This is a genomic window from Pseudomonas sp. S3_C06, assembly GCF_054667675.1.
Window position 1 is genome coordinate 3,103,236 of sequence record NZ_CP162747.1, and the last position, 25,189, is coordinate 3,128,424.

A 25,189-nucleotide genomic window follows, 5' to 3' on the forward strand; every position below is an offset into this window, starting at 1 on the left:
CCAGTCCACCTTTAGGCGGGAGAGGAAGCCGATCTGCGTCGTTTTCAAATCCTGAGTTCGGCTCTATAACTCAGGTCGGCGTAAATCAGTAGATCTGACTCGGTCAGTCCCCTCTCCCTCTGGGAGAGGGCTAGGGTGAGGGCCTTCTAACTGACTCGCCGCTCAATCCCATGCTTACGCAGCTTTCTATAAAGCGTATTACGGCTAACCCCAAGCTGTTCTGCCGTATGCGTCATATGCCACCGCGTTTGCTCAAGAGCTCCGAGCAAGGCCAGCCGCTCGGCGTTTTCCAGTGGATGTTCAGATAAATCAGTCTGCAAGATCGGTACCCGCCCCTGCCGAATCATCACCGGCAAATCCTCAACCCCGATCCGCCCTTCATCACACAACGCCGCCAACGTGCGCAGGACATTGCGCAACTGCCGCACATTGCCCGGCCAATTGAACGCCAGCAACGCCTCACGCGCCGGCTCGTCGATCACTATCGTTTCACCGCCCGCCTCTTCGGCCAGCAGAAAATCCAGCAACTGCGATTTATCACTGCGCGCGCGTAATGCCGGCAACCCCACTTCCAGCCCATTGAGCCGGTAATACAAATCCTCACGGAAGCTGCCGTCCGCGACTCGCTCCAGCAGATTACGGTGGGTGGCGCTGATGATCCGCACGTTGACCGACTCCGGCTCGCCGCCGATCGGCACCACCTGACGATCCTCCAGCACGCGTAACAGACGAGTCTGCAAGGCCAGCGGCATATCGCCAATTTCATCGAGAAACAGCGTGCCGCCATCAGCCTGCTGCAACTTGCCGCGCATGCCGTCCTTGCGTGCGCCGGTGAAACTGCCGCCGCGATAGCCGAACAGTTCGCTCTCGATCAGACTTTCCGGAATCGCCGCGCAATTGAGCGCAACGAAGGCTTTGTTCGAACGCTGGCTGGCCTGATGCACAGCCTTGGCGAAGGCCTCCTTGCCGGAGCCGGTTTCACCATTGATCAACAACGGCACATCACGTTCGAAAACGCGTAAGGCTTTGCGGAAGTCTGCCTGCAACGCCTCGTCACCGAGGCAGATGCCCGACAGGCGCGGCGCCTCAGCGACCACCGGCGTCGATACCCTCGGTACAGCTTTGCGCGATTCCCCGCGCAACACCGCAAACAGATGTCGCCCGTCACGGGTGCGCAGCGGCCAACTGGCGCTGGCATGGGCACTGGCGCGGCCAAGCAATTCATCCAGCGAACAGTCGAAAAACGCCTCCACCGGTTTACCCAGCAAGCCGCCACGAATATGCCCGAGCAGATTCAGTGCACTCTGGTTGACCGCGCTGATCCGCCCTTCCCCATCAAACGCCAGCAAACCTTCACTAAACAGCCCAACGGACTCGGCCTGCAGATGAAAGCGCAGCAACCATTGGTTATCGAAACAACGCAGGAAATAGCAACTCTCGATCATCTTCGCCGACAGATTGACCAGCGCCATGGTGTGGAACTGGCTTTGCCGCGAGACGTCATGGCGCGCCGAAGAGACGTCGAGCACCGCCAGCAGTTCGCCATGCGGGTCGAACACCGGGCTCGCCGAACAGGTCAGGCCGGTGTGGCGACCGCGAAAGTGTTCATCTTGATGAATGGTCAGCGCCTGACGTTCGACCAGGCAGGTGCCGATGCCATTGGTGCCTTCGCAGGCTTCGCTCCAGTCCGCACCGAGCCAGAGGCCGGCGCGCTCGAAGATCTTGCGTTCGGCGGGCGCGGTGACGCAGTTGAGGATCACCCCGCGCGCATCGGTCAGCAGCACCGCGTGGCCGGCGCCGGAGAGTTGTTGATGCAGGCTGCTCATTTCATTGCCGGCGATCTGTAGAACCTGCTGCAGACGTTCGCGGCTTTCCAGTACCCGGCCGTGTTCGAGCACAGTCGGCGCCATGCTCAGCGCCGGGTCGAGGTGATAGTCCTCAAGACAGCGCAGCCACGAACGGGCAATCGACGGATCGGCACCGGGCCCGTGCAGGTGCGGTTTGCCCTGGGTAGCAGTGAGAACCTGTTGGGCATGGCGACTCAAATGGTTGTCGTGCATTTCTTATTGTTCTCCCCGAGGCTCGACGGCCCAATGCTGAGGTGACGCCCAGCATCCCCCAGCCACCGACGCATTGCAATGCTGGCAAGACTGTCCGGTCACGGGCTGTACCGAAAGCGGTACAAACTGTCACCCCATCTGTACCGAAACCGTCACAGGCAAAATCCACTCGTCCGACAAAAACCTGCCAAGCCCTTGATTTACCTACCCTGCACGGCAGTGGCCCGACCTTTGCTCTACGCTTATAGCAAGCGCACTTGCGCGTTTCTCTAATAAGTACAAAGCCAAGGAGAACATCATCATGCGTTACGCTCACCCCGGTACTGAAGGCGCCAAAGTCTCGTTCAAAGCCAAGTACGGTAACTACATCGGCGGCGAGTTCGTCGCGCCTGTCAAAGGTCAGTACTTCACCAATACCTCGCCAGTGAATGGCCAGCCGATTGCCGAATTCCCCCGCTCCACTGCCGAAGACATCGACAAGGCACTGGACGCCGCCCACGCCGCTGCCGACGCGTGGGGCGCGACCTCCGTGCAGGCGCGCTCGCTGATCCTGCTGAAAATCGCCGACCGCATCGAAGCCAACCTTGAACTGCTGGCGATCACCGAAACCTGGGACAACGGCAAAGCCATCCGCGAAACCCTCAACGCCGACATCCCGCTGGCCGCCGACCATTTCCGCTACTTCGCTGGCTGCCTGCGCGCCCAGGAAGGCAGCGCTGCCGAAATCGACGGCAACACCGTGGCCTATCACATCCATGAACCGCTGGGCGTGGTCGGCCAGATCATCCCGTGGAACTTTCCGATCCTGATGGCCGCGTGGAAACTCGCCCCGGCACTCGCCGCCGGCAACTGCGTAGTGCTCAAGCCTGCCGAGCAGACCCCGCTGGGCATTACCGTGTTGCTGGAACTGATCGGTGATTTGCTGCCGCCAGGCGTGCTGAACATTGTCCAGGGCTATGGCAAAGAAGCCGGCGAAGCGCTGGCCACCAGCAAACGCATCGCCAAGATCGCCTTCACCGGCTCGACCCCGGTCGGCTCGCACATCATGAAATGCGCCGCCGAAAACATCATTCCGTCGACCGTGGAACTGGGCGGCAAATCGCCGAACATCTTCTTCGAAGACATCATGCAGGCCGAGCCGACCTTCATTGAAAAAGCCGCTGAAGGTCTGGTGCTGGCGTTCTTCAACCAGGGCGAAGTCTGCACCTGCCCATCCCGTGCGCTGGTGCAGGAATCGATCTACGACGAGTTCATGGCCGTCGTCATGAAGAAAGTCCTGCAAATCAAACGTGGTGATCCGCTGGACACCGACACCATGGTCGGCGCGCAGGCGTCCGAGCAGCAATTCGACAAAATCCTTTCGTACCTGGAAATTGCCAAGGGCGAAGGCGCCGAGCTGCTGACCGGTGGCAAGGTGGAAAAACTCGAGGGCAATCTGTCGACCGGTTATTACATCCAGCCGACCCTGCTCAAGGGCACCAACAAGATGCGCGTGTTCCAGGAAGAAATCTTTGGCCCGGTGGTGAGCATCACCACCTTCAAGGACGAAGCCGAAGCACTGGCCATTGCCAACGACACCGAGTTCGGCCTCGGCGCCGGCCTGTGGACCCGCGACATCAACCGCGCCTACCGCATGGGCCGCGCGATCAAGGCTGGACGTGTGTGGACCAACTGCTACCACCTGTACCCGGCGCATGCCGCGTTTGGCGGGTACAAGAAGTCTGGCGTGGGCCGTGAAACCCACAAGATGATGCTCGATCACTATCAGCAGACGAAAAACCTGCTGGTGAGCTACGACATCAATCCGTTGGGCTTCTTCTAAACCTGCAGCCCTGATCGTTCCCACGCTCTGCGTGGGGACGATCATGCTACCCACCGGCAAAAAAGCCGGGCCAATACAACAATAAGAAAGGTAAACCCTATGCCTAGCGAATCCCCGGCTGGCGCTCCGGCGACCGGCGCCTCCGTCGACTTTGAAAAAGTCGGATCGGATTACTTTCAACAACGCGAACTGAAAAAAGGTGCCGCCGGCTGGGTACTGCTGGTGGGTCTGGGCGTTGCCTACGTGATTTCCGGTGACTATGCCGGCTGGAACTTCGGCCTCGCTCAGGGTGGCTGGGGCGGCATGTTCCTGGCGACGCTGCTGATGGCCACTATGTACCTGTGCATGTGCTTTTCTCTGGCCGAGTTGTCGTCGATGATCCCCACCGCTGGCGGTGGCTACGGTTTTGCCCGCAGTGCATTCGGGCCGTGGGGCGGGTTTCTCACCGGCACCGCGATCCTCATCGAATACGCCATTGCCCCTGCGGCTATCGCGGTGTTTATCGGTGCCTACTGCGAATCGCTGTTCGGCATCGGCGGCTGGATGATCTACCTGGCCTTCTACATCATTTTCATTGCCATCCACATTTTCGGGGTCGGCGAAGCGCTCAAGCTGATGTTTGTCATCACCGCCATCGCCGCGCTGGCGCTGGGGGTGTTTCTGGTGGCCATGGTGCCGCACTTCGACGTCGCCAACCTGCTCGACATTCCGGTCACCGCCGCAGCGGGCGCCAGTCCGTTTCTGCCATTTGGCTATGTCGGCGTCTGGGCGGCGATACCCTATGCGATCTGGTTCTTCCTTGCTGTTGAAGGCGTGCCGCTGGCCGCCGAGGAAACCAAGAACCCCAAACGTGACCTGCCGCGCGGCTTGATCGGCGCCATGTTGGTGCTGCTCATGTTTGCCCTGCTGATTCTGATCGTCGGCCCCGGCGGTGCGGGCGCCAACTCGCTGCTGACCTCCGGTAACCCGTTGGTCGAAGCCTTGAGCAAAGCCTACGGCGGCTCGACCTGGATGGGCAGTTTCGTCAACCTCGTCGGGCTGGCCGGACTGATCGCGAGTTTCTTCTCGATCATCTACGCGTACTCGCGGCAGATTTTCGCGCTGTCCCGGGCCGGCTACCTGCCACGCAAACTGTCCGAAACCAATAAAAGCAAGGCACCGGTCCTGGCGCTGGTGATTCCCGGCATCATCGGTTTCGGCCTGTCGCTGACCGGCCAGGGCGATCTGCTGATTCTGGTGGCGGTATTCGGCGCAACCATCTCCTACGTGCTGATGATGGCCGCGCACATCACCTTGCGGATTCGTCGCCCCAAAATGGACCGGCCGTACCGCACACCGGGCGGCATCTTCACCTCCGGCGTGGCCTTGGTGCTGGCGTGCATCGCCGTGGTCGCAGGCTTTTTGGTTGATCCACGGGTGGTCATCGGTGCCGCCGTCATCTATGGAGTGTTAATTGCTTACTTTGCGTTCTACAGTCGACATCACTTGGTAGCAGGCACGCCGGAAGAAGAGTTCGCGGCGATCCAGAAGGCTGAGCAAGCCTTGCACTGAGTGCCGACAATCCCGGCGCAGGCTCGGTCTGCGCCGTCACGGAGAATTGTGTATGGCCAGTTTCGCTCACACGGTCGGCGCCCAGACCTATCGCTTCGACAGCTTCAAGGACGTCATGGCCAAAGCCAGCCCGGCACGCTCCGGGGACTTTCTCGCCGGCGTCGCCGCCCTCAACGACGGCGAGCGGGTGGCCGCGCAAATGGCGTTGGCCGACATTCCGCTCACGCATTTCCTGCAGGAAGCGCTGATTCCTTACGAGTCCGATGAAGTCACCCGGCTGATCATCGACACCCACGACAAACAGGCCTTCGCCGTGGTCAGCCACCTCACCGTGGGCGGCTTCCGCGACTGGCTGCTCAGTGATGCCGCCGACGAAACCAGCCTGCGCAACCTCGCCCCCGGCCTGACCCCGGAAATGGTCGCCGCCGTATCGAAGATCATGCGCGTGCAGGATCTGGTGCTGGTGGCGCAAAAGATCCGTGTTGTGACGAAGTTTCGCGGCACCCTTGGCCTGCGCGGACGTTTGTCGACGCGCCTGCAACCCAATCACCCGACCGACGAACCGTCCGGCATTGCCGCGAGCATCCTCGACGGCCTGCTCTACGGTAATGGCGATGCGATGATCGGCATCAACCCGGCCACCGACAGCATCGCCTCGATCTGCGCGATGCTGGAGATGCTCGACGCGATCATCCAGCGCTACGACATCCCGACCCAGGCCTGCGTACTGACCCATGTCACCACCTCGATCGAGGCGATCAACCGTGGCGTGCCGCTGGATCTGGTATTCCAGTCGATTGCCGGCACCGAAGCGGCCAACGCCAGTTTCGGCATCAACCTGAATGTCTTGCAGGAAGGCTATGACGCCGGTCTGAGTCTGAATCGCGGCCCCCTCGGGCAGAACCTGATGTATTTCGAAACCGGTCAGGGCAGCGCACTGTCGGCCAACGCCCACCACGGCGTCGACCAACAGACCTGCGAAACCCGGGCCTACGCCGTGGCGCGACATTTCAAGCCGTTTTTGGTGAACACGGTCGTAGGATTTATCGGCCCGGAATACCTCTACAACGGCAAACAGATCATCCGCGCCGGCCTCGAAGACCATTTCTGCGGCAAGTTGCTCGGCGTACCCATGGGTTGTGACATCTGCTACACCAACCACGCCGAAGCCGATCAGGACGACATGGACACCTTGCTGACGCTGCTCGGGGTCGCCGGGATCAACTTCATCATGGGCATCCCCGGATCCGACGACATCATGCTCAATTACCAGACCACGTCGTTCCATGACGCGCTTTACGCCCGGCAGACCCTGGGCCTGAAACCGGCGCCGGAGTTCGAGCAATGGCTGGCGAACATGGGCATCTTCACCCAAGCGGACGGCAAGGTTCGCTTCGGTAACAACTTGCCGCCGGCCTTCCGCCAGGCATTAGCGCAACTGGGATGAGTCACATGGAAAAACCGCCCATCGACCCGCAAAACCCGTGGCTGGAACTGCGCCGTCTGACGCCTGCGCGGATCGCCCTCGGCCGCACCGGCACCAGTTTGCCGACCAACGCACAACTGGATTTCCAGTTTGCCCACGCGCAAGCGCGGGATGCCGTGCACTTGCCGTTCGATCACGCCGGGCTCAGCGCGCAACTGACTGAGCGCGGCCGTGAAAGCCTGCTGCTGCACAGTGCCGCCGTAGATCGAAACAGCTATCTGCAACGTCCGGATCTGGGCCGCAAGCTCAGCGATGAATCGGCGCAGGCCTTGCGCGAGTACGCGGCGGCGCATTCCGGCGGTGTCGATCTGGCAATTGTCGTGGCCGATGGCCTGTCGGCATTGGCGGTGCATCGGCATACGCTGCCGTTTCTCAACCGTCTGGAGGAGCAGATCAGTGACGACGGCTGGTCTGTTGCACCGGTGATTCTGGTGGAACAGGGCCGCGTCGCGGTCGGTGATGAAATCGGCCAATTGCTCGGCGCAAAAATGCTGGTGATGCTGATCGGCGAGCGCCCTGGGCTGAGCTCACCAGACAGCCTCGGTTTATATTTCACCTACAATCCAAAGGTCGGACTGACCGATGCCTATCGCAATTGCATCTCCAATGTGCGGCTCGAAGGCTTGAGCTACGGCATGGCGGCGCATCGCTTGCTCTATCTGATGCGCGAAGCCTGTCGGCGGCAGTTGTCAGGGGTCAACCTGAAGGACGAAGCACAGGTTCAGACGCTGGAATCGGACGCCGGTGTAGATATGAAAGGTAATTTCCTACTCGATCCGCCCACAACCTGAACCGTTTCCGCATTGCGTTTCTGCGCCGGTTTCAGGCAGGATCGATGCACGGCCGCACGGGTTTCCCATCGCCGTCAGAGCAGTTGAAGACAGCCACTTGAAGACGAGACCTATCATGCGGATTATTCAAGCGACCCTCGAACATCTGGACTTACTGACTCCGTTGTTCGTCAAATATCGCGAGTTCTACGGTTCCCTGCCTTACCCGGATTCATCCCGCGCCTTCCTTGAAAAGCGCCTGCGCCGCAAGGAATCGGTGATCTACCTGGCCTTGGCCGATGATGACGACAAGAAACTGATGGGCTTCTGTCAGCTCTATCCAAGCTTCTCCTCGCTGTCACTCAAGCGCGTGTGGATCCTCAACGACATCTATGTTGCCGAAGACGCACGTCGCCAACTGGTCGCCGACAACCTGATCCGCACCGCAAAAAAAATGGCCAAGGAAACCCAGGCCGTGCGCATGCGTGTTTCCACCAGCAGCAACAACGAAGTGGCGCAGAAAACCTACGAATCCATCGGGTTCAAGGAAGACACCGAGTTCAAGAACTACGTGTTGCCGATCAGCGACGAACTCTGATTACGCGGTTTGCCTGTGATGAGGGAGCAAGCTCCCTCGCCACAATGATTATCTGTCTGACAAATCCTCACATCCCGACATCCCCCGCTACAAAACCAACGCGCTTTTCATCCTTCAGACCGTATAATCCCGAGCTTTCCGGCTTGTAAGAAAAACTACACCCCGCTGTAGGCTTACACGAAGTCATCCGCACAGGCCTGCCGAGTCGGGCCGTCAAACAGGTGCCCCCATGGATTTCAACCCGCTCGACCTTATCCTGCATCTCGATGTGTACCTCGATTTGCTGGTGAACAACTATGGGCCATGGATCTACGCCATCCTGTTTCTGGTGATCTTCTGTGAAACCGGACTGGTGGTGATGCCGTTCCTGCCGGGTGATTCGCTGCTATTCATTGCCGGTGCCGTTGCGGCCGGTGGCGGGATGGATCCGGTGCTGTTGGGCGGTCTGCTGATGCTCGCGGCCATACTCGGCGACAGCACCAACTACGTGATCGGACGAACGGCTGGGGAACGACTGTTCAGCAACCCGAACTCGAAAATCTTCCGCCGCGATTACCTGCAAAAAACCCACGACTTCTATGACAAGCATGGTGGCAAGACTGTCACCCTGGCGCGCTTCCTGCCGATCATCCGCACCTTTGCGCCATTCGTCGCCGGTGTGGCGAAGATGCCGTATCCGCGTTTCTTTGGTTTCAGCGTGCTGGGCACCATCCTCTGGGTCGGCGGCCTGGTGACATTGGGCTACTTCTTCGGCAACGTACCGTTCATCAAGAAAAACCTGTCGTTGCTGGTGGTGGCGATCATTCTGCTGTCGCTGGTGCCGATGATCCTTGGTGTGGTTCGCAGCCGTTTCGGCGGCACCAAAGCCCAATCGCACTAAGCCGATGTGGTCGCTGAGCGCCTGGCGCCGCCGGCGCATTCTGGCGAAGCACCCGATTGCCGACGACATGTGGCAACGGGTGCGCCATCAATTGAGTTTTCTTGATGGCATCAGCGCTGCCGAAGACCAGTGGCTGCGTGAAGCCTGCGTGCTGTTCCTCGACGACAAACACCTGAGCGCCCTGCCTGGCGTCGAACTGCATCAGGAACAACGCCTGCTGCTCGCCGCCCAAGCGCAATTACCGCTGCTCAACCTCGGTAATCTGAACTGGTATCAGGGTTTCCACGAAATCGTCCTCTACCCGGACGATTTCCTCAGTCCGCAACGTCATCGCGACGCCAGCGGCGTCGAGCACGAATGGGACGGCGAACACAGCGGCGAAGCCTGGCAGCAGGGACCGATCATCCTCGCCTGGCCCGGCGTCATGGCCAGTGGCGGCTGGGAAGGCTACAACCTGGTGATTCACGAACTGGCGCACAAACTCGACATGCTCAACGGCGACGCCAATGGCCTGCCACCGCTGCACGCCGATATGCGCGTCAGCGACTGGGCCGAAGTGATGCAACACGCTTACGACGATCTCAATCGCCAGCTCGACCGCAATCCCGACGCCGAAACTGCTATCGATCCCTACGCCGCCGAGAACCCGGCGGAATTCTTTGCGGTCACCAGCGAATACTTCTTCAGCGCCCCGGATTTGCTGCATGAGGCCTATCCACAGGTCTATGCGCAGTTGCAGCTTTTCTACCGCCAGGATCCGTTGGGCAGGTTGCGGCAACTTCAGGCCACAGACCCGGTCTATCAGCCACACGACTAAGCGCTGCACGACTTTCGGTACATGGCGTCCACGGCAGAATATGCCTATAATCGCCGCCACTTTTTGGTCAATCCGGCCAAGTGTTTTTGGTCAACTACGGGGGCAACGCCCAATGAGCTACAGCAAGATTCCGGCTGGCAAAGACCTGCCGAACGACATCTACGTCGCGATCGAGATCCCGGCCAACCACGCGCCGATCAAATACGAAATCGACAAAGACAGCGATTGCCTGTTCGTTGACCGTTTCATGGCCACCCCAATGTTCTACCCGGCCAACTACGGTTACATCCCGAACACCCTGGCTGACGACGGTGATCCCCTCGACGTGCTGGTTGTGACCCCTTACCCGGTTGCGCCAGGTTCGGTGATCCGCGCACGTCCAGTCGGCATCCTGAACATGACCGACGACGGCGGCGGCGATGCCAAAGTCATCGCAGTGCCACACGACAAGCTGTCCCAGCTGTACGTCGATGTGAAGGAATACACTGACCTGCCGCCACTGCTGATCCAGCAGATCGAGCACTTCTTCGCGAACTACAAAGATCTCGAAAAAGGCAAATGGGTCAAGATCGAAGGCTGGGCCGGTGCTGACGCCGCCCGCGAAGCGATCACCAAGTCGGTTGCCGCCTACAAAGGCTAAGCACCTGCACGACGCGTGATGCTTGAAGAAAACCCCGGTTGATCCGGGGTTTTTTGTGCTCGGAAAAAGCCGCCTTAAACAGCGTGTTTATGGCGGACTACAGAAAAGTTTTATCCTGTGTAATTTCCCACAAGAGCGTCTTACATCCCGTCGCAAAATTCAGCCCGTTTTTGAACGTTCAGTTTATTCAAACCGCTCTGGCACGGCCGTAGACTCCGTGTTTATGAGAAAGAACACTAGCGGTCCAAGATTCAAGGCACTCCTGGAAGCAGCGAACATCTCCACAACGGGTTTCGCAAAGTTCTGGGGCACGGAAGCCCAAAATGTCCACAACTGGTACACCCGGGGCGTCCCGGCGTATCGCATGGAAGAAGTCTCACGCCTGCTGTCCGTCAACAGCGAATGGCTGAAAACCGGTGAAGGCATTAAAGAGCTGCCAAGCCTGACTCCGCCTGCCAGCAACGGCGACAGCTTTGACGCCCACGATCCTCAGGGCGCCTACCGATTCATCCATCCCAACGACATCGAACTGGCCTTCTTCAAAGAAACGCCACTGACCAACGGCTCCGACAAAACCCACGTCATTCAGGACCCGGACCTGTCCATCCGCCTGCTGCGTGCACAGGTTGATCAACTGGAGATCCGCCCCGCCGACGCCATCTGTGCACACATGATCGGCAACAGCATGGCCGAACGCATCGAAGACGGCTCCGTCGTTGCCATCGACCGCGGCCTGACCCAAGTGGTGGACGGCGAAATCTACGCCATCGAACACGACGGCATGCTGCGCATCAAATACCTGCACCGCATGCCCGGCAACGGTCTGCGCCTGCGCAGCCACAACAGCGCCGAATACCCGGACGAAGTGTTCCGCGCGGCGCAGATCGAAGAGCAACGGATTCATATATTGGGCTGGGTGTTCTGGTGGTCGACGCTGAGCAAGCGGCGGCCGGTGGTGCCGTTTCTTTGATCCGACGCAGCTATGCCTGCTTGCACAGAACCCTGTGGGAGCGAGCCTGCTCGCGAAGAGGCCCGGACAATCGGTACAAATCCCGGATTTCTGGTGAAGAAGTCGCTCTAAACCGCACTTCAGACTGGGAATCCCAAGCAAAACTCAGTATCCTGCGCCCCACATTTGCGCATCGACCCGCCCCGCGGCTCAGACAGCGCCCGACGCGGCAGACCAACGTCTGACCAAGTCCCGCAGCCGGACGCAGATCCGGATGTAAGTTTTGAAGGCTGGCAAGGCTTACCAAAAATAGGCCAAGCCAGTCCCCGAGAAGCCGGCCACAAGCCGGCTTTTTAATGCCTCGGATTTGGCGACATCAAGTGCTCAACTATTCGCTAACTCATCCATCGAAATTCGGGCTGCGCTCTGATACTGGGTCAAGGGCATATCGATCAGTGCGACGTTATGCGCAGGGAAAAAATTAAACTCACCACTGTTCTGATCTCTCAAAACTACGCGTTCCGGGCTCTGGCAATCAACATCAAGGCTAAGTGAAAACAGGTCTTCTGCCTCCGCACAAAATGAGACCTGCGACCCAGACTTGAGATAAACAAACGTGTATTCCAACAACCTGGAAGCCTCTTCCTCCGTCATTCCGATCTCTTCAAGCTGATCAATTGCAAGCTTTTGCAATGCTTCAGAATAATCATTTTTAAACGCGTGTTCATCCCAAAAATAATCATTGATCGCACTGTAAATCTCTGGAGACAGTCCTTGGTAACCATCCCAAGGCAAATTCCAGTTGCCGTCGTTTGGCTCGTCGGCCGCGTCATCCAGTAGTCTGATTCGCAGCATAGCTGCCGGGTTCATCAGCAACACTCGGTTATTCAAGGTCGAAACAACAAGCCATTCTGAACTGTCGGTATCTCCCTGCAAATTCCGGCTGACTCTCCGTCGTTCGCCTTCCGTGATCGGGAACCATTGATGGTTTGGCAGCCCTGGCAAAAGCACTCCCAGGTGGCCCCAGAACCCATCTACCATTTGGTCATTGGCAGGATCCCAGTGCTGCGATGATATTCGGGCAGCACCGGCTTCAAACTCTACTAAATCATCGACGCTAGTACCCATTAGGGTGGCTAAATCCCTGAGCATCGCGAGACTTGGTTCTGTATCACCTTTTTCCCAGCGCGCTACTGCTTGCTGGGAAACGCCGAGCGCTGTCGCGAGGGAAGCCTGGGTGAATCCGATCCCTTTACGCAATTCTTTTAATCGCTTCATATTGCCCTTTCAAAAAACAACCAAAAAGAGTTTAGTACAACAAAATCGAGTATCCGCTCGTAAGGGTTTTCATGGAAGGAAATTTTGAGATTGATTTGCAACAAAATAAAAAAGGCGCGAATCGCGAAGCGAAGGCGCCTGTATTGTCTCGATATATGATTGTTGCCTTACTTGGTAGTCAGACCGTTACCTAGTGATCACGTCTTTCATCCCCACGCTGCACATAGCGCTTCAGCCTGCTCAAGAATAAGCTTGGTGGCCTCATCTTGCCTATCTGGGGGGTATTTGTACTTACGCAAAATCCTTTTAACCAGCAAACGCAGCTTCGCTCGGACACTCTCGCGGTTGTTCCAGTCGACCGTTACGTTCTGGCGCAGACTATCGGTCAATTCGTGAGCAATTTTGGCGAGTATTTCATCACCCAACTCGCGAACAGAAGATTCGTTATTTGCCAAGGCATCATAGAACGCCAACTCATCATCGTTTAGACCGAGCTTGTCACCGCGCCTGCTAGCCGTGGCGAATTTTTTGGCCATCTCGATCAGTTCTTCAATGACCTGAGCCGTTTCGATTGATCGGTTTTGATAGCGCTTGATCACGCTATCCAAGAGTTCGGAAAACTTCTTATCTTGAGCAAGGTTAGTTTTGAAGCGGCTTTTAATTTCACCCTCAAGCAAACGCTCAAGCAGCTCAACTGCAAGGTTTTTTTCGGGGAGATTACGCACCTCAGCGAGGAAGTCATCATCCAACAATCCAATGTTGGGTTTATCCAGGCCAACCGCTTGGAAAACATCAACCACTTCACCGGAAACCACAGCGTTGCCAATGATCTGGCGAATTGCCAACTCACGCTCTTCGTCAGTCTTTTTTTGCTGGCTAACATCACGCTTGATCAAGATGACTTTGATAGCTTGAAAAAATGCTACCTCCTCACGGACGGCCTTGGCTTCATCCAAGGTGCAGCACAAAGTAAACGCCTTGCTCATGGCTAGCGCTGCGTCAGCAAAACGCTTCTTCCCATCCTGAAGGCCAAGTACATGATTGGCTCCACCCGCCAGCAACCTGTGTCCGCCCTTTAGGAAATCGCTGTAGTCAAAGCCGTGCAAAAAGCTGCGAAGCAAATCGAGCTTTTCATCAAGAACCGCGTAAGCCTCATGAGCATCTACGGTTGGGCGCCCTTTGCCTTTGCTCGCGGTGTATTCCTTTAGTGCAGCTTTCAACTCATTGGCAATACCGATGTAGTCGACGACCAATCCACCTTGCTTGTCTTTGAACACCCGATTAACCCGTGCAATCGCCTGCATCAGGTTGTGGCCCTTCATCGGTTTATCGACATACAAGGTATGCACACAGGGGGCATCGAAACCCGTCAGCCACATATCACGGACAATCACGAGTTTGAGTGGATCTGCGGGGTCCTTGAAGCGTTTTTCCAGGCGTTTTTTTACCTGTGCTGGATAAATATGCGGACGTAATACTGCCTTGTCTGAAGCACTACCAGTCATGACGACCTTGATTGCCCCCTTTTCCGGATCTTCGTCATGCCAGTGCGGGCGCAGCGCAACTATTTCGTTGTACAAATGCACACAGATTTCACGACTCATCGCCACGATCATGGCCTTACCATTTTGCGCTTGGCTACGCTCTTCATAGTGGGCAACCAGATCCTTGGCCACACTTCGAATTCGCGGCTCGGCTCCCACCACTTTTTCCAAAGCAGCCCAACGGCTCTTCAAGCGCGACTGCTGATCCTCTTCTTCGTCTTCGGCTAACTCGTCGACTTGATCGTCAAGCGTCGGCAGTTCACTGGCTTTAAGGGACAGCTTGGCTAAGCGCGACTCAAAATAAATGCCTACCGTCGCGCCATCGTCCTTCGCTTGTTGCATGTCGTAGACATGGATGTACTCACCAAACACGGAGCGCGTATCACGATCCTCACTGGACACTGGCGTACCGGTAAAAGCTACGAAGGTCGCGTTCGGCAACGCATTACGCAGGTGTTCGGCGTAACCGACCTGATAACGGGCTCTGGTTTCAGCGGCTTTGTTGATATCCGGCGCTTTCAACGCGGCATTAAAGCCATATTGAGTGCGATGAGCCTCATCAGCGATGACCACGATGTTCCGCCGCAGTGACAACACTGGAAAGCGGTCTTCATCTGCTCCAGGCATGAACTTCTGAATTGTAGCGAACACAATGCCGCCACTAGGGCGGTTGTCCAGCTTGCTGCGCAGATCGCCACGGGTCTCGGCTTGCACTGGTTGCTCACGTAACAAATCCTGCGAGAGCGAAAACACTCCGTACAACTGACCATCCAGATCATTGCGGTCGGTAATCACCACAATGGTCGGATTCTCCATCGCCGCTTCCTGCATCACCCGAGCAGCGAAACAGGTCATAGTGATGCTTTTACCCGATCCTTGGGTATGCCAGACCACTCCACCCTTATGGGTTCCACCAGGGCGGGAAGCGATTACCACTTGTTGGATGGCCGCCCGAACTGCATGGAACTGGTGATAGCCGGCAATTTTCTTCACCAGACGACCGTCATCCTCAAACAAGACGAAGTAACGAAGGTAGTCCAGCAGCATCCCCGGGGCGAGCACGCCGCGAGTCAGGGTTTCCAGCTCGTTGAATTGACCCAAGGGATCCAGATCCAGCCCGTCTATGGTGCGCCAGTTCATGAACCGCTCGGCGTCCGCTGACAGCGACCCCAGACGAGCTTCAGTACCATCGGAGATGACTAGAATTTCGTTGTACTGAAACAGATCCGGGATCTGTTCCTTATAAGTCTGAATTTGCTCAAACGCTTTCCAAAGATCGGCGTTCACATCCGCCGGATTCTTCAACTCCAGCAACACCAATGGCAACCCGTTGATGAACAAGATGATATCTGGCCGTCGAGTAGTCTTCGGCCCTCGGACTGGAAACTGGTTGACCGCAATCCAGTCATTGGCCTTCACCTGAGCCCAATCCACCAAACGAATGAAATCGCCCCGCGTCTCGCCCTCCTTCTGGTACTGCACAGGTACACCGCCAACCAGTAAACGGTGGAAGGCCCTATTCGCCAACATTTGCACCGGAATGCCAAAATCCAGTACCTGCTTCAGCGCATCTTCCCGCGCAGCTAAAGGTACTTTGGGATTGAGCCGATCGATTGCAGTACGCAGGCGCTCTACGAGCACTACCTCACGGAAGCTATCGCGCTCGGGACTTTCTCCCTCGGGAGCCATCGTGGGTCCGTAGACATGTGTGTAGCCCAGTTCGCCCAACCATCCGAGGGCTTCTTGTTCCAACTGGTCTTCGGTCATTTACATTTCACTTCCTGTGTCCATGTCACCGGCCAGCTCCGCTTCGATCTCTGCGATGCTCGGTAGTTTGCTGCCTAGGGTTTCTGGCAGATCACGCAATAGTTGATATTCGGCCACACCAATGGGCTTATCAATGCCCGAAAGTGCGTATTCGGCGACCAATCGATTCTGTTGTTTGCACAGCAACAATCCGATGGTGGGATTGTCATCATCGGCCTTGATCTGCGCGTCGACGGCGGCCAAGTAGAAATTCAACTGACCGGCATGTTCCGGTTTGAAAGCCGTTGCCTTGAGCTCTACCACTACATAGCGTTTGAGCCGGATGTGGTAGAACAGCAAATCGATGAAAAACTCGTCCCCTCCTACCTCCAGACGGAATTGTCGGCCGACAAAGGCGAATCCTGCGCCTAGCTCAAGCAGAAAACGGGTGATGTGTCGAATCAGACCTTCCTCGATTTCCCGTTCGTGGGCGTCATGGCCCAGGCCGAGAAAATCGAACAGATAGGGGTCTTTCAATGTTTCATTCGCCAACGCTGAATCCGCTGCGGGTAAACGGGCAACGAAATTAGTGATCGCTGCGCCTTGGCGCTGTTGTAGGCGACTCTTGATATTCAGTTCCAGAGTGCTACGCGACCAACCGTGCTGTACGGTTTGTTGCGCATACCACTCCCGTTCGGTGGGGCTGTCCAGCTTGGTTAGAAGGGTAACTACGTGGAACCAAGGCAATTGGTCAGCAGGCTGCTGACCAAATTGACCATCTGGGCAGTGCAGGGCGAAGTAACGCATGTACTTCAGATTGCTGGACGACCAGCCACGCATGTCTGGAAACGCGTCTTTCAAATCGAGAGCTAGCCGGGCGATGACTTTCGCCCCCCAGCCTTGCGTTTCTTGTCGCTGTTGAATCTCTCCCCCGATGCGGTGATAGAGCTGAACCAGCTCGGCATTGACTGCCAATGCGGCCCTTTGCTGAGCGTGGGCGATGTCACCTTTCAATTGGGCCAACCAAATAGCGTAGCCCTCTGGAAGTGCAGAGGAGGAAATTTTTGTCATGCGCAAGCTTCCTCTATCAGCTTCTGGGTATCGGATAACCGAAGTTGCCCGGAGATCAAACGAGGAAGCAAGGCATCGCGGAGTTGGGTCAGAGCTCTAATTTGAGTTAGGTGAGCACGATTGGCTATTGGATGAATTATCTCTGCAAAAGCCGCCAGCACCGACGAGGGTGGCATCGCTACCAGCTCATTTTTTAGAAAGTACGTCGTTTGAAAATTTGCAATACCAGTACTTTGATTTTGGTACTCCCAAGTTTTACCAATGGAATAGATATAGGCCAGATGTTGAGCCAACAAGAAACCCGTATGTCTATCAACGGGGCGAAAAAGCCGACAAAAACTTGCTGGTTCAACCGGGCAATCAAACTCACCTAGCAAATCGTCTGTCAGATATAGCGCACGCCCTGTAGGCTGATCTCTACTACCACCAGAGACCTCTACCAAAAGATCTCCATCTTGCAGGGCTCTAGTAGCAAGCTTCTTCACTGAGGTATAGCGGATTGGTACCCGGCTCGCAGCTCCAGACCGCAAATCGGGAATGTCGGTGCCCCGTATGATAGCTACACGAGTATCATTTTTTTCGCTAGGTACCTCATCCCCCCAGTCGCCGCCAATGGTATGACTCAAAAGCTCGCCAAATGGGACTAAGCGCCACCCTCTCGGCACCTTCCCCAATATAGTCTCCTCAAAACTGTCGGGAAACAGCTCGGCGGTAGCCGATCGAATGTTTAACGGATCTAAACCTTCGGATTTGGCCTGCACGGGCTCAAAATCTACAAACCAAGACTTGAATAGTGCCTGAGCAATGGCCTGAAGAGTCTTGCTGGTTTCACGTAGCAAGGTAATACGATTTGTAAACAAATCAAGTGTATCGGCTATGGCGCGTTGCATATGTAGCGGGGGGAGAAGTATCTCATGTTTACGCAATTGACCGAGATTGAAACCTGGGACTGAGCTCCCGATACCATTATCGAGTATCTCTGATTGCTTAACCGGCCCGGAAAAAACATAGTAGATGAAACGTGAATCTACCCGCTGTACGTCTACCGTGAGTTTCATTTGTTTGTTCGAAATAATGTAGCGTTCAAAGCTTGCGCTTTGATCAATCAATCCAACCTGATTGATGGTTCCCCAACAAGTGAAAATCAAATCTCCGGCGCGAACTAGGCAGCGATCAAACTCACGAGCTTTTTCCTCAGAAATGAAAACCAAACCAGAATCATCCAGCTTAGTCTGAACATCGGAGCTCAAGTTAGATCCCCGGATGACCGGGATACCGGTGCTTTTGAAATACTTAGCACTGATGCTTGAGCCAAATGGGCCTGTTGCCATCGCACCGGGCCGCAATGCAGCGATATCTTCTACACGGACAGTTTGCCATTCAGAGCTCATTACACAGCCCTTCCAATTTCCGAAGTATCAATTCATCGAGCTCTATACCCTTTGCAATCTGCTCGCCCAGCAGAGCGGTGAGGTTTTGCATCTTCTCAGCGAACGCGTCACCGTCATCCACCAAAGTTTCGGCCCCTACATAACGTCCCGGTGTAAGCACATAACCATTTTCGGCTATTTCATTAAGAGACACGCTGCGACAGAAGCCAAGGACATCAGAGTACAATTCGACTTCACCACCTACATCCAATGGCTCGCCACGCCAGTTGGCCACTGTTTGAGCAATCAACTCGATATCACTATCCAGAAATTCGATCTGCACTCGCGTGATGTTCGCTCCAAGCTTACGAGCATCAATGAACAACACTTCCCCCGGACGTTTAGCCTTGTGTTTGGTAAGGAACCATAGACAAGCCGGAATCTGCGTATTCAGAAACAACTGCCCCGGCAGCGCTACCATTACCTCCACGGCATCGGCCTCCACCATTGCGCGGCGAATTTCCCCCTCCCCCCCTGACTCGAACTCATTGAGCCATTGGCCAGTACAATCCCCGCTCGCCCTGTCGTTTTAAGATGGTGATGCATGTGCTGCAACCATGCATAGTTGGCGTTGCTTTGCGGCGGGATGCCGTATACCCAGCGCGGATCAGTTTCTAAACTACTGTGCCACCAATCGCTGATATTGAAAGGTGGATTGGCCAACACAAAGTCAGCGCGCAAGTCTGGGTGCTGATTGCGAACAAAACTGTCGGCAGGCTCTTTACCGAGGTTGCCCTCGAAACCATGAATTGCGATGTTCATGGCCGCCAAACGCCAGGTCGTGGGATTGGACTCTTGGCCGTATATAGAGACATCACCCCGCTTACCGCCGTGGGCTTCGATAAACTTTTCCGACTGAACAAACATCCCACCAGAACCACAGCACGGATCGTAAACCTTACCGTGATGCGGATTGAGTACGGAAACTAGAGTTTTAACGATGCTAGCCGGCGTATAGAACTGACCAGCATTCTTGCCCTCAGCCCGGGCAAACTGACCTAGAAAGTATTCGTAAACCTGCCCTAGCAGGTCTCGCGCCTTACTGACCTCCGAGCCGAAGCCGATTGTCGAAATCAGGTCAACCAACTCGCCCAACTTGCCATCCGGCAACTCAACACGAGCAAAACGCTTGTCGAGCATGTTCTTGAGTTTAGGGTTTTCCGCTTCAATGGCGCTCAGAGCATCGTCGATTCTTTTACCGATATCGACCTGTTTGGCAGCCGCTCGAATGGACTCCCAACGTGCGACCTCCGGAACCCAAAAAACGTTGACCTCACGGTAGTAATCACGGTCTTCCAGCTCATCGGCCAGCAACTCGGCGCTGTCAACTCCGAGATAGTAATCATCGTTGGCGTCGGAAAACCTGCGCTCCAACTCAACTCGGCGACCGGCAAAGCTGTCGGAAATGTACTTAAGAAATATCAGCCCCAGCACGATGTGCTTGTATTCGCCAGCGTCCATATTGGCGCGCATTTTATCGGCCGAAGCCCAGAGCGTTTTCTCCAGCTCCTGCATCGTGGTGGCCGCTTGGGCCTTCTGTTTTTTAGATTTAGGCGCCGGAGATTTTTCCCCGGCAGATTCAAAACGCGCCCGCGCTTTGCTCAAGGCTTGCTCGGCCAGATTCGTCATTTACAGCTCCAACTGCCCCCGCGATACAGGGACTACAGAATAGTTTGCCCACGACCAGCATGGCGCGAACGAAAAAACGTTGATTATCCTGCATGCGAGGCCAGTCGGGGAGAATTACCTACTGTGTGATCCGATAAGAGGTCAAATCTCGTCAGTGAGTGCCGCCGTCCAGATCCTCTTCAGCGGCAGCTCCGACTTAATGCCTTCGTCCAGTCGGTCGTAATACAAAAACAACTGATCCAGCAGATCGTTCTGGTTCCAGAGACGCAGGCAGAAGAAGCTTGAAGCCAATTCCTTTTGTACGTTGCCTCGATAGCCACCCCATGCCACAAACAGCCCCTGATTGGCGTTGAATTTGCGCATCGCCCCAAGCAGTTTGTCAACAGTCGGCCTGTCGACTAAACCGGTCCCGGATTTCACCTCGACGCAGATGGCTTGCTCGCCAAAGCCCATTACGCCATTGCTGGCCAAAATATCTACGCCACCGTCGGCGCCCTCGGGGCTCTGCCAAACGCTGAAACCCTGAGCCCGTAGAATTGCGGCAACCAAGGTAGTCAGGCGATGACCTTTAAAGCGCCGCTCGATCAGTCGAACGATATGGTCCTTACCGGTTCGCTCCAGATCAGTTTCCGCCTCCTCAACGGCAACCTCATCCGACGCAGTCGCCACATCCATGACCAATTGCTGCAACGACTCTGGTTGCCAATAATTAGCAGCCATGGAACGAATTCGTGCCTCAGCGTTGTTGCGCTGAATACGGCAGATAGTCATAAACGCGCCGAAGCTGTAGAGCAAATCCTGGGAAAAGTTAGAGCGGGGAATCGCCTCACCGATCCAGCGTACCCCACGCCAATGGTAGAACGGCTCGGGACCTTCGCTTTCAAATTGGTAACCACCGACAAGTTCGCCGATGTACACAACTGGCTGAGTTTTGAGCGGCATGATGACCAAGTCGCCAGCCTGCATGCGTTGAGCAAACGGCCAGATCTGACTACTCCAATTCACCAAGCTTTTGGGTTTTGCATCAGGATATCGTTGCGCCAATGCATCCAGCACTTGCTCACGTTGGGTAAAGCCACTCAGATCCACATCTAGCAAATCCCACGTCACATAGACGCGACGCTCGCTGATGAACTTATCCTCAAATTCCCCAGATGAGCCCGCACGCACTAACCAGACAGCCATCAAACTTGCTCCTTGCTGGATTCTTCAGCCTACGATGTCCGAAATTGATGTACTGCACAATTACCGATTGGTGTGGGATAACTGATAAATGAACGACTTCACCAGCGTCAACGCCCCACCGCCCGCATCGAAAACAGAAATGTCCCCATCTTCTCGTTCGGCACTCCCTGTGCAGTAATCACCGTCACTTGTGCCCTATTCAACGAGCCACCGGGGGTGGTGGGGCGCAGGTCGAGGTCAGAGCCGTCGCTATCCCAAGCCAGCAGGACACCGCCGGTGGTATCGGGATCGCGGTGGGGGAGGCTGCTCAGCTAGAGCCAGAGAAGTTGCGTGAGAGATCCAAAACTGCTGAACCTGACCATAGGCAGAATTTGTAGGAGCAGTCCTTGCACCTCTGGCTTAGCAAGCTCAACTCAACACTTGCCAACCTCAACTCCCACAGTGCTAAATCCCGCCTTATAACCACCCCCTCTGTTTTTACCCGCATTCCCGCCACCGGCCGGATTCCGGTATTGAGCCTCACGGGAATCCATGGAATGGCCCTGCATATCCCGACCCTGTTGGTCGTTTCGGTCTTCGTCTTCTTTTTGATGGGGCTTTTGACGCTGCACGCCTGGTATCGCGAAACCCGTGAGCCACCGCTGGCGTACCTCGGCAGCATGATGCTGCTGGGCGCTTTGGGCGTGGTATTGGTCAGTTGGCGTGATCGAGGAGTCGACTTCATTCCCATTGTGTTCGGCAATGTTGTTCTATTGCTCAGTGCAGCGATGAACTGGACGGCCATGCGCACGCTGGTCGGGCGCAGGCCGTCAGTGTCCGGCATTCTGGCAGGGGCGTTCGCCTGGCTGACCTTGTGTCTGATTCCCGCCTTCTACGAGTCGATGCCAAATCGGGTTTTAATCTACTCCTTGCTGGCATTCGGTTACGGCGTGATGACAACGCTGGAGCTCTGGCGCAGCCGCCACACTCTGGACGTCGCGTTTATGCCGGCGCTGGTGCTGACCGTTCTGCACACTGTGTTCTACGCCGTTCGCAGTGCGACCGATGAAGGGCTGCCGGTGACAAAGGCGCTGCTGGGCACTGGCGAGGGTGTGCCGTTTTTCTCATTCATGCTGTTCGAGTCGATGCTGTATGTCATCGGCATTGCCTACATCACCCTGGCGATGGTCAAGGAACGTGCAGAGCTCAAGCTCAAAGCGGCGGCGTTCAGCGATCCGCTGACGGGCATTGGCAATCGTCGCGCGTTCATGATGAACGCCGGCCAGTTGCTTACTGAAAGCCAGCAACACGCAGAACCGGCGGCGTTGCTGCTTTGCGACCTGGATAACTTCAAGCGTCTGAATGATACCTATGGCCATCCCGTTGGGGATCAGGCGTTGATCGCGTTCGGCCGGATCGTGGTCGAGAGCCTGCGCAAGGACGATGTTTGCGGGCGGATTGGCGGTGAGGAGTTTGCCTGCCTGCTCAACGATTGCGATGAGCAGACTGCACTGGAAATTGCCGAACGGATCCGCCGTTCGTTCTCGCAATTGTCGATTCTTGAGCCGGGGCTGCTCAGCGTCAGCATCGGAGTTGTGACTACCCGCGAATCCGGCTACGACTTGTCACGTCTGCTCTCGGAGGCCGATCAGGCGCTGTACGGCGCCAAAGACAAGGGGCGTAATCGTGTACAGACGTTGCGTTCGCTGTACTTGAGCCTTACCGATAATTAGTGCCCAGCTACCGACCATTTCAATAAGCCATTAGCACATCCGCCCTAATTGCCCCTGCCGGCGCCCGCCACTAAATTTCCATTCTGTTTTTGTGCATTACAAAAGCGCCAAGGAATGGAGCAACACCATGTCATCGTTTTTCAAACTGAGTAAATCCGTCGCTTTACTGACTGCACTCTTGACTGCCACTTCAGTGTCAGCAGAAGAGCCGAACCCCGTTGGCGACTGGTGGATCATTTACGGTAACGGCGTCCCGCACAAGAACATCATGTATGTCGCCGACAGCACATCCGTGGTGCCGTCGACGCGTACCAAGGGTGCGCAAATGCTGGCGGTGATGCTGGTGTATGAAGAGCCGGGCAAGCCAATGATCGATGCCTACAACCTGGAAGTTCAGTGCAAGACCAACAAGGTGCGGTTTGTTAACGGCCAGTCGGTGGATCGAATTGCCTACATGCTGCGGCACCTGAAAGTGAACGAGCAATGGCAACAGCCGAAGGAGTTCTGGGTGCAGCGCGCTTTGGCTTTCGTTTGCACTCCAGAGAAAAAAGACATGATTGCAGTGGGCAAGATGGAGCACTTGCAGATGATTCAGGGCATGCAGCAGATGTTTTTCAAACTTGCACCGATTCAAGAGAAAGGCCAGATGATGGACAACCTCGACTCGATACTGGGCAACAAGTAACAGCCTGATTTCTGGGCGCTGCAGCGCGCTATTTCGTCTCGCACATGACACCGGGAGTCATGATGAATCAATGGACTAAGACGCTACTGACGCTGCTGATAACAGCCACAGTATCAATGGTGAATGGCTGCCACCTGATTGCACAGTCGCGCTGGGAAGGACGGGATGTTCAGGAAGCACTCGATCTGTTCGGCAAACCTGACTCGATGAAAAAACAGACCGGTGCCAACGGCGAAAATCTGGCCGTCCTGACCTGGTTCAAATCCTCCAGCTGGACAACTACTGAAGCGGCCGGCACTTCCATGAATCACACCGGCAACGGCATGGTGTACACCGAGTACTACGAGACGGTCGGGCATAGCTCTGACTGCAAACTGGAAGCCACCGTCAACAAAGCCAAAAAGATCGTACTGTTTCGGATCGAGGACGGAAAGATCATTCATGGCAAATGCATCAACGTTCCGTTCGTACCCGGTTACATCCCGCCTGGACTCTAGCGCTGTCCCTGAGCAACTAACTGCTCAGGGATAACTGAACGACTTCACCAACGTCAGCTCACCCACCGCGCGCATCGGGATCAGAAACGACTCCATTTTCTCGCTCGGCGTGCCTTCTTCAGTGATCACCGTCGCCTGCGCCGTGGTCAGCGGCTGCACCGCCTCATCGCCGCCCTCGTCATCCCCGCGATAGCCACCGCCGTAATAATTCACATACACCAGATACTGGCCCTTGATCGGCGCCGGCATGGCGAAGATTTCCGGGCCATAACCGGTGGTGACGTCGACGTCGAGCGCGGCGCCGTTGGCGGCGCTGCGGTTGCCGTACCAGATGTGCGCGCCGTCGGGGGTGACGAGGTGCAGGTCGAGGTCGGTGCCGTCACTGTCCCACGCCAGCAGCACGCGCAGCTTGGCCGGGGTGGCGCCGCCGCTGGTGTTGAGGAACTGTGTGCGGCGGCGCTGCTGGCCATCGGGACTGCGCACTTCCACGCTGTTGCTGCCGTTGGGGAAGGAAAACGGGCGGTCAAAGCGGCCGCTGTCGTCGATTTTCAGCGGCATGCTGACGCCGTTGACGATCAAGCGACCGGGTTCGTTGCCCTTCTGCGTAGCTTTGATTTCGCCGCTGATGCGGGCGGTATTGGCCTGGCCAATCGGGGTGTTGACCGAGGAGGCCGGGTAGTTGACGGTCTGACGGAAGCTTTCGCCCTCGCCTTCCGGGGCGCCGCTGCGCCAGCCGCCGACCGGGGTGTCGAGTTTGACGCTGTCGGCGGCCATCGCTGGCGATAGCGCGGTCAAGGTGCAGAGCAACAGCAAGACCTGTGGATAACGGAGTGTCATGG

Annotated in this window: 19 protein-coding genes and 1 pseudogene; 12 read left to right on the forward strand and 8 right to left on the reverse strand. The window is 56.3% G+C overall.

From position 1 onward, the window contains the following. Window positions 1-146: 146 nt before the first annotated feature. Window positions 147-2,060, reverse strand: coding sequence for a sigma-54-dependent Fis family transcriptional regulator (locus AB4N44_RS13705; protein ID WP_460108693.1), 1,914 nt, complete (start codon window positions 2,058-2,060; stop codon window positions 147-149). A gap of 301 nt (window positions 2,061-2,361) precedes the next feature. On the opposite strand from AB4N44_RS13705, the gene exaC reads away from it, so the two are divergent. The 9 genes from exaC to AB4N44_RS13750 all read left to right on the forward strand — a co-directional run bounded on the left by exaC (window position 2,362) and on the right by AB4N44_RS13750 (window position 11,594). Then, window positions 2,362-3,882, forward strand: a complete 1,521-nt coding sequence (exaC, locus tag AB4N44_RS13710) for an acetaldehyde dehydrogenase ExaC (protein WP_034153748.1) — start codon at window positions 2,362-2,364, stop codon at window positions 3,880-3,882. A gap of 99 nt (window positions 3,883-3,981) precedes the next feature. Further along, on the forward strand, window positions 3,982-5,433 hold the full coding sequence (gene eat, locus AB4N44_RS13715; protein WP_127929921.1) for an ethanolamine permease: 1,452 nt from the start codon (window positions 3,982-3,984) through the stop codon (window positions 5,431-5,433). Between the two features lie 52 nt (window positions 5,434-5,485). Beyond that, window positions 5,486-6,880, forward strand: a complete 1,395-nt coding sequence (locus tag AB4N44_RS13720) for an ethanolamine ammonia-lyase subunit EutB (protein ID WP_460108690.1) — start codon at window positions 5,486-5,488, stop codon at window positions 6,878-6,880. After that, window positions 6,877-7,710 carry an ethanolamine ammonia-lyase subunit EutC gene (gene eutC, locus AB4N44_RS13725; RefSeq protein ID WP_460108688.1) on the forward strand — a complete coding sequence of 278 codons (834 nt, stop codon included), beginning with the start codon at window positions 6,877-6,879 and terminating at the stop codon, window positions 7,708-7,710. Before AB4N44_RS13720 ends, eutC begins: the two co-directional genes overlap by 4 nt. A gap of 115 nt (window positions 7,711-7,825) precedes the next feature. Further along, a complete protein-coding gene (locus AB4N44_RS13730; protein ID WP_003228592.1) occupies window positions 7,826-8,287 on the forward strand; it encodes a GNAT family N-acetyltransferase in 462 nt (153 codons plus the stop codon). Between the two features lie 229 nt (window positions 8,288-8,516). Continuing rightward, a complete protein-coding gene (locus AB4N44_RS13735) occupies window positions 8,517-9,167 on the forward strand; it encodes a DedA family protein (RefSeq protein WP_127929924.1) in 651 nt (216 codons plus the stop codon). A gap of 4 nt (window positions 9,168-9,171) precedes the next feature. After that, window positions 9,172-9,984: a M90 family metallopeptidase gene (locus tag AB4N44_RS13740; protein ID WP_150776542.1), complete on the forward strand. Its 813-nt coding sequence runs from the start codon at window positions 9,172-9,174 to the stop codon at window positions 9,982-9,984. Window positions 9,985-10,096: 112 nt separating this feature from the next. Next, entirely contained in the window at window positions 10,097-10,624 is a 528-nt protein-coding gene (gene ppa / locus AB4N44_RS13745; RefSeq protein WP_003205933.1) for an inorganic diphosphatase, read from the forward strand. Window positions 10,625-10,847: 223 nt separating this feature from the next. Further along, a complete protein-coding gene (locus AB4N44_RS13750) occupies window positions 10,848-11,594 on the forward strand; it encodes a S24 family peptidase (RefSeq protein WP_460108686.1) in 747 nt (248 codons plus the stop codon). A 363-nt stretch (window positions 11,595-11,957) separates the two neighbouring features. Here the strand turns inward: AB4N44_RS13750 and AB4N44_RS13755 are convergent, their stop codons facing one another. The 6 genes and pseudogenes from AB4N44_RS13755 to AB4N44_RS13780 all read right to left on the reverse strand — a co-directional run bounded on the left by AB4N44_RS13755 (window position 11,958) and on the right by AB4N44_RS13780 (window position 21,456). Further along, entirely contained in the window at window positions 11,958-12,851 is an 894-nt protein-coding gene (locus AB4N44_RS13755) for a helix-turn-helix transcriptional regulator (RefSeq protein ID WP_460108684.1), read from the reverse strand. Window positions 12,852-13,057: 206 nt separating this feature from the next. After that, entirely contained in the window at window positions 13,058-16,162 is a 3,105-nt protein-coding gene (locus AB4N44_RS13760) for a type I restriction endonuclease subunit R (protein ID WP_460158219.1), read from the reverse strand. Continuing rightward, window positions 16,163-17,212: a PDDEXK nuclease domain-containing protein gene (locus tag AB4N44_RS13765; protein WP_460108683.1), complete on the reverse strand. Its 1,050-nt coding sequence runs from the start codon at window positions 17,210-17,212 to the stop codon at window positions 16,163-16,165. Continuing rightward, window positions 17,209-18,603 (reverse strand): restriction endonuclease subunit S, encoded by a 1,395-nt coding sequence (locus tag AB4N44_RS13770; protein ID WP_460108681.1) that lies wholly within the window; start codon window positions 18,601-18,603, stop codon window positions 17,209-17,211. The genes AB4N44_RS13765 and AB4N44_RS13770 overlap by 4 nt, the downstream gene beginning before the upstream one ends. After that, window positions 18,593-20,271, reverse strand: a pseudogene (locus tag AB4N44_RS13775) (class I SAM-dependent DNA methyltransferase). The gene AB4N44_RS13770 and the pseudogene AB4N44_RS13775 overlap by 11 nt, the downstream one beginning before the upstream one ends. Before the next feature lie 141 nt (window positions 20,272-20,412). Then, window positions 20,413-21,456, reverse strand: a complete 1,044-nt coding sequence (locus AB4N44_RS13780) for a restriction endonuclease (RefSeq protein WP_460108678.1) — start codon at window positions 21,454-21,456, stop codon at window positions 20,413-20,415. A 536-nt stretch (window positions 21,457-21,992) separates the two neighbouring features. On the opposite strand from AB4N44_RS13780, the gene AB4N44_RS13785 reads away from it, so the two are divergent. From AB4N44_RS13785 to AB4N44_RS13795, 3 genes are all read left to right on the forward strand, one after another. Beyond that, window positions 21,993-23,168 (forward strand): GGDEF domain-containing protein, encoded by a 1,176-nt coding sequence (locus tag AB4N44_RS13785; RefSeq protein ID WP_460108676.1) that lies wholly within the window; start codon window positions 21,993-21,995, stop codon window positions 23,166-23,168. Window positions 23,169-23,295: 127 nt separating this feature from the next. After that, window positions 23,296-23,853 (forward strand): hypothetical protein, encoded by a 558-nt coding sequence (locus tag AB4N44_RS13790; protein ID WP_460108674.1) that lies wholly within the window; start codon window positions 23,296-23,298, stop codon window positions 23,851-23,853. Window positions 23,854-23,915: 62 nt separating this feature from the next. Beyond that, window positions 23,916-24,350 carry a hypothetical protein gene (locus AB4N44_RS13795; protein ID WP_455807120.1) on the forward strand — a complete coding sequence of 145 codons (435 nt, stop codon included), beginning with the start codon at window positions 23,916-23,918 and terminating at the stop codon, window positions 24,348-24,350. Window positions 24,351-24,374: 24 nt separating this feature from the next. Here the strand turns inward: AB4N44_RS13795 and AB4N44_RS13800 are convergent, their stop codons facing one another. Further along, window positions 24,375-25,187: a YfaP family protein gene (locus AB4N44_RS13800; protein WP_460108672.1), complete on the reverse strand. Its 813-nt coding sequence runs from the start codon at window positions 25,185-25,187 to the stop codon at window positions 24,375-24,377. Window positions 25,188-25,189 lie beyond the last annotated feature (2 nt).